The 10,536-nt window shown below is 44.4% G+C and carries 9 protein-coding genes; 8 read left to right on the top strand and 1 reads right to left on the bottom strand.

Features of this window, described 5'->3' with window-relative positions; genetic code table 11:
* Positions 1-81 precede the first annotated feature (81 nt).
* Positions 82-1,242 (top strand): flavin reductase family protein, encoded by a 1,161-nt coding sequence (locus A3735_RS29745; RefSeq protein WP_068553587.1) that lies wholly within the window; start codon positions 82-84, stop codon positions 1,240-1,242.
* Positions 1,243-1,263: 21 nt separating this feature from the next.
* A complete protein-coding gene (locus A3735_RS29740; protein ID WP_068511207.1) occupies positions 1,264-2,361 on the top strand; it encodes an acyl-CoA desaturase in 1,098 nt (365 codons plus the stop codon).
* Positions 2,362-2,444: 83 nt separating this feature from the next.
* On the opposite strand, the gene A3735_RS15470 is transcribed toward A3735_RS29740, so the two are convergent.
* Positions 2,445-2,933, bottom strand: a complete 489-nt coding sequence (locus A3735_RS15470; protein ID WP_156490436.1) for a hypothetical protein — start codon at positions 2,931-2,933, stop codon at positions 2,445-2,447.
* A 336-nt stretch (positions 2,934-3,269) separates the two neighbouring features.
* Here A3735_RS15470 and A3735_RS15465 point away from each other — a divergent pair, with 336 nt between their 5' ends.
* From A3735_RS15465 to A3735_RS15435, 6 genes are all read left to right on the top strand, one after another.
* Positions 3,270-4,400: a cytochrome-c peroxidase gene (locus tag A3735_RS15465; RefSeq protein WP_068511209.1), complete on the top strand. Its 1,131-nt coding sequence runs from the start codon at positions 3,270-3,272 to the stop codon at positions 4,398-4,400.
* 97 nt (positions 4,401-4,497) lie between these two features.
* Positions 4,498-5,793 carry an imelysin family protein gene (locus tag A3735_RS15460; protein WP_068511211.1) on the top strand — a complete coding sequence of 432 codons (1,296 nt, stop codon included), beginning with the start codon at positions 4,498-4,500 and terminating at the stop codon, positions 5,791-5,793.
* Between the two features lie 63 nt (positions 5,794-5,856).
* Positions 5,857-7,323, top strand: coding sequence for a di-heme oxidoredictase family protein (locus A3735_RS15455; protein WP_068554986.1), 1,467 nt, complete (start codon positions 5,857-5,859; stop codon positions 7,321-7,323).
* Complete coding sequence (locus A3735_RS15450; RefSeq protein WP_068638237.1) at positions 7,323-8,381, top strand: imelysin family protein; 1,059 nt, start codon at positions 7,323-7,325, stop codon at positions 8,379-8,381. Before A3735_RS15455 ends, A3735_RS15450 begins: the two co-directional genes overlap by 1 nt.
* Positions 8,381-9,517, top strand: coding sequence for a DUF1513 domain-containing protein (locus A3735_RS15445; protein WP_068511217.1), 1,137 nt, complete (start codon positions 8,381-8,383; stop codon positions 9,515-9,517). Before A3735_RS15450 ends, A3735_RS15445 begins: the two co-directional genes overlap by 1 nt.
* Before the next feature lie 121 nt (positions 9,518-9,638).
* The coding region (locus A3735_RS15435; RefSeq protein WP_197485907.1) for a hypothetical protein at positions 9,639-10,536 on the top strand (898 nt) is incomplete at its 3' end.

Below are 10,536 nucleotides of genomic sequence, written 5' to 3'. Positions count from 1 at the left end.
TCATACTTATGCGACTGACAATTCTAGACATAATAGAACAAAAAGCGTACAACTGTACCTCGAACTTAGTAGGAGGTCACTATGTCTAAAGGGATGAACAGCGAAAGCCCTATAGCAGAATCGCAAACAATCGCTCAGAAAGCTATTGGCTTCTTAAGCCGCCAACTTACCAATACCGGTAGCTTTGGTGTCTTTTTAGAGCCCATTATTCAGGTTTTTCGCCCAAATTGGCGTCACGGAAGAACTAGTGCTCAAGTACTCTTCATAAGAAATGAAACAGATGACATCTACACGCTGACTTTAAGGCCAGAAAAAAAATGGACTGGTTTTAATGCCGGACAATATGTACAGCTAAGCGTTGAAAAAGATGGCGCAATGCTAACACGTACCTTTAGCCTTTCCTGCTCGCCTAAACACTTTCTTCGCACAGGTGAAATCACCTTAACCATACGCGCAAATGAAGAAGGTGCTGTAACGCCATGGCTCAACCAAGCTTTGAAAAGTGGTGACACTGTTTACTTATCCGAAGCCCAAGGTGATTTCCAACTAAGCAACTCAGTAAAAGACAAAGTATTTATTGCAGGCGGAAGCGGACTAACCCCCATATTTTCAATGCTGAACGAATACCAGAGCAACGCTTGGTATAAGCAGGCTCAGTTGCTCTTTTATGTAAATAATAGCCAATCCCTATTCTTTTCCGAGCAACTTTCTCACCTTGAAGCGAAGGGTTTGCAGGTAACAACTATCTATAGTGACCACCAAGGTAGAATAGATCAGCAGCAGCTGGAAATGTTTGTAGAAGACATCAGCGAAAAAGAATTTTACGTATGTGGGCCTGGGAAAATGATTGAAATTACCCAATCGCTTCTAACGTCCAATACGGTTCCTGAAGCAGATATCCACTTTGAATACTTCGGCCAACAGCCTTTATCTCTTGAGGGAATGAATGCAGACGATGCCGATGAACTGATTCAAGTCGATTACCTGGACTCTCGAAAGCAAGTCACCTTTGACCCTCAGCAGTTTATCGAGTCTGACAAAGCTACCCTGCTGGAAATCTCAGAGAACCAAGGTTTAAAACCCGTTGCGGGTTGTCGAATGGGCGTGTGTCACCAGTGTATTTGTAAAAAGAAGACCGGGCGAGTCTTCAATACGCGAACCCAACAATATTCGGATACCGGAGAAGAAGAAATACAGCTTTGTGTTTCGGTGCCGGTTGGCAAAGTAGAACTTGAACTTTAAGAGATTAATCAGGAAGACATTATGAATCCGAACAATACTCAGAAGCCATCCCGAGAAATCTTAGACGGCTTTGCAGAAGAGCTGGACAAAGTTCGCGCAGACACCCTTAAGAAAGTGGGCGCAAGTGATGCAAAATACATTCGACGTTTAATCGCAATTCAACGCGGCAGTGAAATTGCTGGCCGAATCCTAATGGTAATGGGCTTTGTAAGCCCCCTATTATGGGTGTTGGCAGTTTTACTGTTGGCCTTAGCAAAGATTCTGGACAATATGGAAATTGGCCACAATGTACTGCACGGGCAATATGACTGGATGAATGACCCTAACATTAACTCCAGAAAATTCGAGTGGGATATTGCGGGAGACTCGGGCTCTTGGAAGCGCTATCACAACCACGAGCATCACACTTATACAAATGTTATCGGCAAAGACCGTGACTTTGGCTATGGCATATTCCGTCTTAGCGATGACCTGCCTTGGCGGCCAAAAAACCGCTGGCAGATATTCAGCTACCTAGGGCTTAGCACCTTCTTTGAAGCAGGGATTGCTTACCACGAAGTCGCTGCAGAAAGAATCTTTATGGGCAAGCGCCGCGAGACAAGTTCCCTGCCAATTAGCCGCAAGCAATTAAAGAAAGATTTCTTTAGCAAAATCGGCCGTCAAACCTTCAAGGATTACATATTCTTTCCTTTACTATGCTGGCCTGTGGCCGGGCAAGTATTACTCGGTAACTTAATTGCCAATATCCTTAGAAACCTTTGGACCTCTACCATTATCTTTTGCGGTCACTTTACCGAAGACGCTCATACCTTTACTGAAGAAGAAATTCAGGGAGAGTCACAAGGTGAATGGTATTTCCGTCAGATACTGGGTTCTTCAAATCTAGAGGGCAACAAGTTATTCCATATTATGACAGGTCACTTGAGCTGCCAAATCGAACACCATTTATATCCAGATGTGCCAGCACGTCATTACCCAGCAATGGCTGTTGAAGTTCAGAAGATCTGTGAGAAATATCAGATCCCTTACAATACGGGAAGCTTTTCAAGCCAGTATAAAACTGTTGTAGGACGGGTACTTAAATATTCCAAGCCTACTGCACAAGAAGCTATGGCTTAATACTAAGCTAAGTTTCTTTTCCTTTTACCCTTTAACGCAGCTAATGACCCCAATTGTTAGTTGCGTTTTTTTGTTGTAAAACGCTAAGCTGTTTGCGCCAGCTGGCCAGGATAAGTTATCTCTTGCTTTAAGCGTCTTACATGCAGCTCTTCGACAACCAGACTCTGCTTTTCATCTACCCCTCCACAGCAAGCCCTCAGGTATTCTAGATTTCCACTCACCTTAAAGCTCACATTACCAGATAACATTGCAGACTTAGATTCTCCCATACACTGCTCGTCAACCAAGATCGTATTCTCTCCCTGTGCATCTTTGTAGCTTAACCAAAGAGATACCGGTTTTTTCGCTGCTTGCGCCAAACTCAACCAAACCGCCGCATTAAAGGTTAACAACCTGGGTTTGGCGCTACTAACCTTTTGTTGCGCACTCGGCTTTTGCCTAAGCATCTTTAAAAAGCCCAACCTTTCCTTCGTATTATTTAAATTCTTAGGTACTCGAACATCAGAATACTCACTACGCGGCACTTCACTAAGGGTTTTCAGCATAAGTAATTTTGAAGGTATGGAAGACACAAGAAACTCCTAAATTTGATATGTTTTAAGCTTACCCTATCTACCGCCTACGCACCGCGTGTCAGTCGTTATAAAGCTTGTGCCTTAGCGCACAAGGCTACATTAGCTAATACTGAACTTACATCTCACCACTTACACTCACACAAACTTACAGAATTGACTTGGATCAACAAATGGTAACAGGAATTATTCTCACCTTGTATTAATTATCATTTATATATCTAATACCCACATTACCAGCTTAGACCGGAATCTCTAACTATGAACACAGCCCGCCCCCTGCCAGTCTTTTTCACATACCGGAAAGGCCATTCCAAGCTAGCGTTAAGTCTATTCATGTTGATAGCAATCTGTTCCAGCCACATTGCCCTTGCACAAATAAACTCTAAAGAAGCCCTAGGTGAACTACTCTACTTCGACCCAAACCTTTCATTAAACCGGACTCAATCTTGCTCTAGCTGCCATAACCCTGCGACAGGGTTTGTCGATAAGCGCACACATGACACAAGGCATACTCACCTTGAAGGAATGGTTTCGTTAGGTGACGATCAACAATCTTTTGGTGACCGTAGCGCACCAACCAGCAGCTATGCGAACCAGATTCCTATCTTTCATGTTAATAAGAAAGGAAAGCATGTTGGAGGACAGTTCTGGGATGGCCGAGCAGCAACACTGGCTGACCAAGCGAAAGGTCCTCCACTCGCAGGTATCGAAATGGGTATACCTAACAAAGAAAGTATGCAAGCACGTCTACTTGAATCGGAGGTCTATAAACAAGCCTTCTCTAGCCTATTTGGAAAAGACATATTAAGTAAACCGGGGAAGCTCTATGACGCCATGGCCGAAAGCATCGCAGCCTTTGAAAAAACCGATTTTTTCTCTCCCTTCGACTCAAAGTATGACCGCTATTTAAGAGGCGAATATGAACTTAGTAAGCAAGAAGAACTTGGAATGACCTTATTCTTCTCGCAGCAATTCACCAACTGTAACCAATGCCACCAATTACGAAGCAGCCCAACCGCGCCGGATGAAACCTTCAGCAATTATGAGTATCACAACATTGGTATACCGACAAACCTTGCTGTTCGAAAACAAAACAAGCTCGACGAAGACTATGTCGATATAGGTCTACTCGCGAACGCTCAAGTCCACGATGAAAAGCATAAAGGAAAATTCAAAACACCAACGCTTCGAAATGTCGCCGTCACCAGCCCTTACATGCACAACGGTGTTTTTAAAGAGCTTCGAACAGTTATCGACTTCTATAACAAATATAACTCCAAAAGCGCCAAGCGTCAGATAAACCCAGAAACGGGCGAAAGCTGGGATAAGCCAGAATTCCACGAAACAATCTCTTTTGAGGAACTTCAATCAGGCCCTGCGCTAGATGACAAGCGTATTGATGCGCTAGTCGCATTTTTAAAACTACTGACAGATAAACGATATGAAAGCCTAATCACTGACTAGACTATAAATCTTATTGATAATACTTATCATTTAGAATATCATCTTCGCCATATTGGTCCATTAGGTCATTTTTAAAATTAACTTTCAGGGGTTATCCATGCTTTCTCTAAAATCATCCATTAGAAACTTTGTCCTCACAGGCTCAGTCGCCGCTATGGGCCTATCCGGCTGCGGAATGATGGAAACAAAAGAAACTAGCCAAGCTTCAGTTATCGATACTTATATTGATATCGCTAAAGAAAACTATCAGGACTCGCTAAGCGCCGCTCAAGCACTGCAAGCTCAAGTCAATGAATTTCTAGCTAATCCTAACGAAGCCAATTTGCAAAAAACTAAAGACGCTTGGATTGCGGCACGCGCGCCTTACCAACAGACAGAAGTCTACCGTTTTGGCAACGCATCGGTTGATGATTGGGAAGGTAAAGTCAACGCATGGCCTCTTGATGAAGGTTTGATCGACTATGTTGATGCTTCATATGGTGCTGAGTCTGATGAAAACCCATTCTATGCTGCTAACATCATTGCCAACCCTGCACCAATGATTGGCGGCAAGAAAGTAGATGCTAGCCAAATTACACCAGAACTACTTGCAAACACTCTGCATGAAATTGACGAAGTTGAGTCTAACGTTGCAACGGGTTATCACGTCATCGAATTTTTGCTGTGGGGCCAAGACTTAAACGGTAACAACCCTGGTGCTGGCTCTCGCCCAGCAAGCGATTTCTCACTTGATAAGTGTACCGGTGGCAACTGTGAGCGCCGTCGTCAGTACCTTCAAGCAGCAACAAGCTTATTGATTTCAGACCTAGAAGACATGGCCAATAACTGGAAAGAAGGCGGAGCATCAGTTGCTGAGCTAACCGCTAAAAGCGAAGCAGGTGCCTTGGCAACCATGCTGACAGGCATGGGTAGCCTTGCGTATGGCGAGCTAGCTGGCGAGCGGACTAAGCTTGGCTTGATGCTACACGATCCTGAAGAAGAACATGACTGCTTCTCGGATAACACTCATAACTCCCACTACTATGACGCCTTGGGCATCAAGAATGTCTATATGGGTCAGTATGAGAGCATCAACAACAACTCAGTAGATGGTGCAAGCCTTTCTGACTTAGTGAAGCAAGCAGACCCAGCACTGGATGCTGAAATGCTGGGTAAGCTTAATGCTACTCAAGCGACGGCTCAAGCAATGGTTGACGCGGCGGCTAAAGGCCAAGCTTTTGATGTATTGATCGGTGAAGGTAATACTGCGGGCAACCAAATCGTTCAGAACTTTGTTGATGCACTCGTTGCTCAAGCCAAAACAACTGAAAAGGTCATTCAGGTCTTAGGCCTCAGCAATATTGATTTTGAAGGTTCTGACAGCCTGGACAACCCTTCTGCTGTAGCAGAGTAATTAACAACTAGGTGACGCACCTGTTTATTTACGCCCGCCTAACAAGCGGGCGTTTTGGTAGCTATGAATAAAACCATCTTCGCACTTCCTCTTTTAGCGGTCAGCTTTTTACTCTACATAAATGCTGACTCGACCCTCGCTTCAAATAGCAAACTCCATAGTGCCAGAGAACTCTACCCATCAGGTCAACATAGTGCTGGCCAAAGCAAACAACGAAACAGTTTTGATCATCCCTCCCCCCTTCTGGATATGGAGACAAAGCTCGACTTTAAAATCGGCCGGGCCATCTTTGAAAAAATTTGGGTATTTGCCCCCTCAAGTACGACCGCAAGTGATGGCTTAGGCCCACTCTACAATGCAAGATCCTGCTCCCGTTGCCACGAGAAGAATGGTCGAGGCATATTAAAAGAAGAAGGTAAAACCTCCCCTGCACTATTTCTTCGGCTTAGCACTCCAGCCAAAACTGCCGAGCAAAAACGAGCACTGGAAAGTGGCCTCATAGGGCTAATACCAGAGCCTACTTATGGCACTCAGCTACAGACCTTTGCCTACCCGGGTGGACAAGCTGAGGCACAGCTACGAGTCAGCTATACAGAACAAAAAATTCAGCTAAGCGAAGGCGAAATGGTTAGCCTAAGAAAGCCGGATTACCAAATCATAGCGCCTCAGTATGGCCCAATGGATGAAGATTTGATGATTTCGCCACGTATTTCCTCGCCCATGATCGGATTGGGTCTTATCGAAGCGATAAATGAACAGGACATTCTTTCTAAAACCGACCCAGACGACAGTAACCAAGATGGTATTTCAGGCAAAGCCAATTGGGTTTGGGATCAGCAAAAACAAGCACCGGCACTTGGCCGTTTTGGCTGGAAAGCAGGCACCCCCAACCTTCGTCAACAAAACGCTAGCGCGTTCAAGGGGGATCTCGGCATTAGTACACCGTTATTTCCACAACATTGGGGCGACTGCACTCCTTCACAAACAAGCTGCCGAAAACAAGCCCATGGAAACCGCACCCGCCAAGCCCCGGATATCAACCACATGGAAGCGCCAAAGGCGATGACCGATGCTTTATTGCTGTATACAAGAAATATCGCGGTACCCATTCGAAAAATAGACAATGCAGAAATGGTCAATAAAGGAAAAGCCGTCTTTCACTCCGCTGGCTGTGCCGCGTGCCATACTCCAAGCTATCAAACATCCGGGCATACTGAGCAAACTTCTCTTAACATGCAAACCATCTGGCCTTACACCGATCTATTACTGCATGACATGGGGCTAGGGCTGGCGGACAATCGACCCGAGTTTAAGGCAAACGGACAGGAATGGAGAACCGCTCCACTTTGGGGGCTCGGTTCAGACAAATACGTAAATGGCAGCCATTTTCTTCTGCATGACGGCCGCGCACGCAGTATACTTGAAGCAATTATGTGGCATGGCGGCGAGGCCGAATCTGCCAAGCAAGCCGTACAAACAATGCCCCAAGAGCAACGCGCACAACTGCTTACTTTTTTGGAATCACTTTAATGAACAGAACCTCTACGATTTCCAGTATTTTCTTAGCTTGTATCCTCTCATTTGTATGTCATGCCGCCCCAAGTGAAGCTGACTGGAAAAACTTCAACCATGCGACAGTTAATAGCTTTGTTATCCCGTTTTATCAATCGCTTAGCGCTGCCTCTCAGGCTTTGCAGCAGAGCACCCAAGGCCTCTGCCAAAGCCCTTCTCAAGAGGCGCTAGATAATAGCATCGGTGATTTCCACAAGACGATGGATGCCTGGCAATCTATTCAAAATATCACGTTTGGCCCCATAGAGTTTTCAATGCGCAGCCATAGCTTACAGTTCTGGCCCGACAAGAAGAATCATATCGGCAAACACCTAGGTGTTCTTCTAGCAAGTGACGACAAAACATTGCTGAATGAAGATAAATTCCAGCGTGTCAGCATTAGCGTTAAAGGCTTACCCGCGATTGAAAGAATTCTTTTCAAACAATCGGCGCTCAATGAACTCAAGGCAAATAAGTTCCACTGCGATGTATTAACGACGATCTCTCAGAATGTTTCGACGATCAGTACATCACTACATAGCGAGTGGCTTAAGCATATGCGTGGCCAGTTTGCCGACGCTAAACAACTAGACGGCTACTTCGAAGACGACATCGACGCCGCCACAGCTTTATTAAAAACAATGATCGAACCCTTGGAAGTCATACGAGACTTAAAGCTTAAACGCCCGCTTGGCAGCGCGTTTGGGAAAGAAAAATATAAGCGACTGGAATCATGGAGAAGCCAACGCTCATTGCGCAATATTGAGTTGAATATTCTTAGCCTTCAGCTTATGTTTGAAGGGCTAGCCAACATACTCCCCCCTGAAAGATACCATTCAATTAGCCATCAATACACGGCCCTGGTCGATGCAATTAAGCAGATCAATACACCTTTGGAAAATGCAGTCAGAACAGCTGAAGGCTACCAGGCAACATTAGACATCTATAAGAAAATAGGCACCTTACACAAGGAGCTCGAAACATCAGTATCGGCCTTGGATATTCACCTTGGCTTTAACAGTCGAGATGGTGATTAATGACTGACAAACTCTCGACATTAGAAAACACAAGGCTAAGCCGAAGACAGCTCCTTGGATCTATAGTCGCAAGCAGCTTACTCAGCCCATTCAATGCCTTCGCCAAGGAAAACGACTCAGAATTGCTCATTAGTGCAGCTAGGGATAGACACGGTCAGCATTGGGTAATTTGCTTACAAGGAAATGGCGAACCTGTCAGTCGGCTTAAGCTTCCCGCCAGAGCTCACCAGGTGATCAAGCACCCTCATAAAGAAGAAATAGCAGTCATTGGGCGGCGTCCTGGTCAATACATAATCGTATCTTCAATCAAATCAGGCAGAGTGATAAAACATATTCAGCCTGAACAGGGTTTCCACTTCTACGGGCATGCTCTTTACACACCTGATGGACGTTATTTGGTCAGCACTGAAAATCACATAGATTCGGGTCAAGGAAGGCTTTTTGTGAGAGATGTGCTCAACGATTATCGCGTACACGCCCAGCTCTCAAGCCATGGTATTGGTCCACATGAAATAAAGCTCTGCAGCGACACGGATACTTTAGTTATTGCCAATGGAGGTATTCTCACACACCCGGATAAAGGTCGTGTAAAGCTGAACCTCGATACCATGTCCCCTTCACTAACTTATGTCTCGCTTACGAGTGGTGACTTACTAGAGCAAGTAAAGTTAAAAGAGGAATACCACCAGCTGAGCATTCGTCACATCGATATCAACCAAAGAGATGAAGTGGTGATCGGCCTACAGTATCAAGGAGATAAAACTGACAGCGTTCCCTTGGTTGCCCACCACCAACGAGGGAAAGACCTCAAACCTCTTTGGGCACCCGATGATGTTAATTATGCCATGAAGCATTATTGTGGCAGCGTTTGTTTTGACCCCATAGGAAAAACTGCCGCGGTTTCCTCACCCAAAGGAGATTTGATTACCTTTTGGGACTTTGATCAATTAATCTATTTAAGCAGTCTTCGTTGTAAAGATGGCTGCGGTTTAACCAGCTATCGAAACAATGAATTTGTTATTTCCAACGGCTTAGGCAACCTTTACCACTACAACAATACAACAAAAGAACTTAGTCAAAACTTATCCAACCCAGGCCTCAAAATTGCCTGGGATAACCATCTCTTGAGCGCCTAAACACACAAATACAAAAGTCCATTTTTCAAGCTCCTAAAAGTCAAAACTCAACTATACTATCTGTGATACAGCTCAACTTCATAGGTAACGAGCTTCTGGAATAGGCAATAGGGGGTCAAATATGTCCAAACTGTTAGATAACATATCAATTAAATCTAAGCTCTTATCAATCTGCACTATTACATTAGTTGGTATGCTTACAATCATCTTAGTCGAGCTCAATTTTAGCAAGACACTATCAGAGTCAGCTTCTTCGCTTGTGTCCATTGAAAAGCTTAACTCTAACATGCTTACCTTGAGACGGAATGAAAAGGACTTCCTCACCAGGAAAGATGAAAAATACGTCACACGATTCTCTGATAATGTTGCAAAGCTAAACAAAGAAATTAGCGAACTAAAAGTATTAAACAACTCACTTGGGTTTGACACTGAAGATAATCTCACCAAATTAGGCGACATAATAAAAAGCTATCATCAAACTTTTTTAACCATATCGAAAACTCAAAAAGAAATAGGATTAACACCTAAAACCGGGCTTTACGGTACTCTTCGAGCATCAGTACACAGTGCTGAGTCCGCTATTACTGAGCTAAAAGACTACCAACTGCTTGCGGAAACACTTATGTTACGTCGTCGAGAAAAAGACTTTATGCTGCGACTAGACACAAAATACATCGATAAGTTTAATACTGATATGGCGGCAATAATGTCTACTTTGGATAGCAGAGCGCTACCTTCGCAAATTAAAGACCAGGTCAGAAAAAACCTGAACGCTTACGCTTATGACTTTAGAAAGCTAACGGTTAAGACACAAGAACTTGGATTAAGCCCCGAAACAGGCTTGCTCGGTCAGCTACGTGCTACCATCCATCAAAGCGAGGAACAGCTTACTTCGTTATCTGCCATGATGAACAGTTCGTTAGAGGCAACCAAAGCACGAAGTAAGTCAACCTTCTATATGATAACCGGCGTACTGACTGTGATTATTCTTATTATTAATTTAGCCATATTCCGATCCA

Source organism: Oleiphilus sp. HI0061 (genome assembly GCF_001635675.1).
Note: the sequence above shows the minus strand (reverse complement) of the source record. Positions and strands in the feature narration are given on the sequence as shown.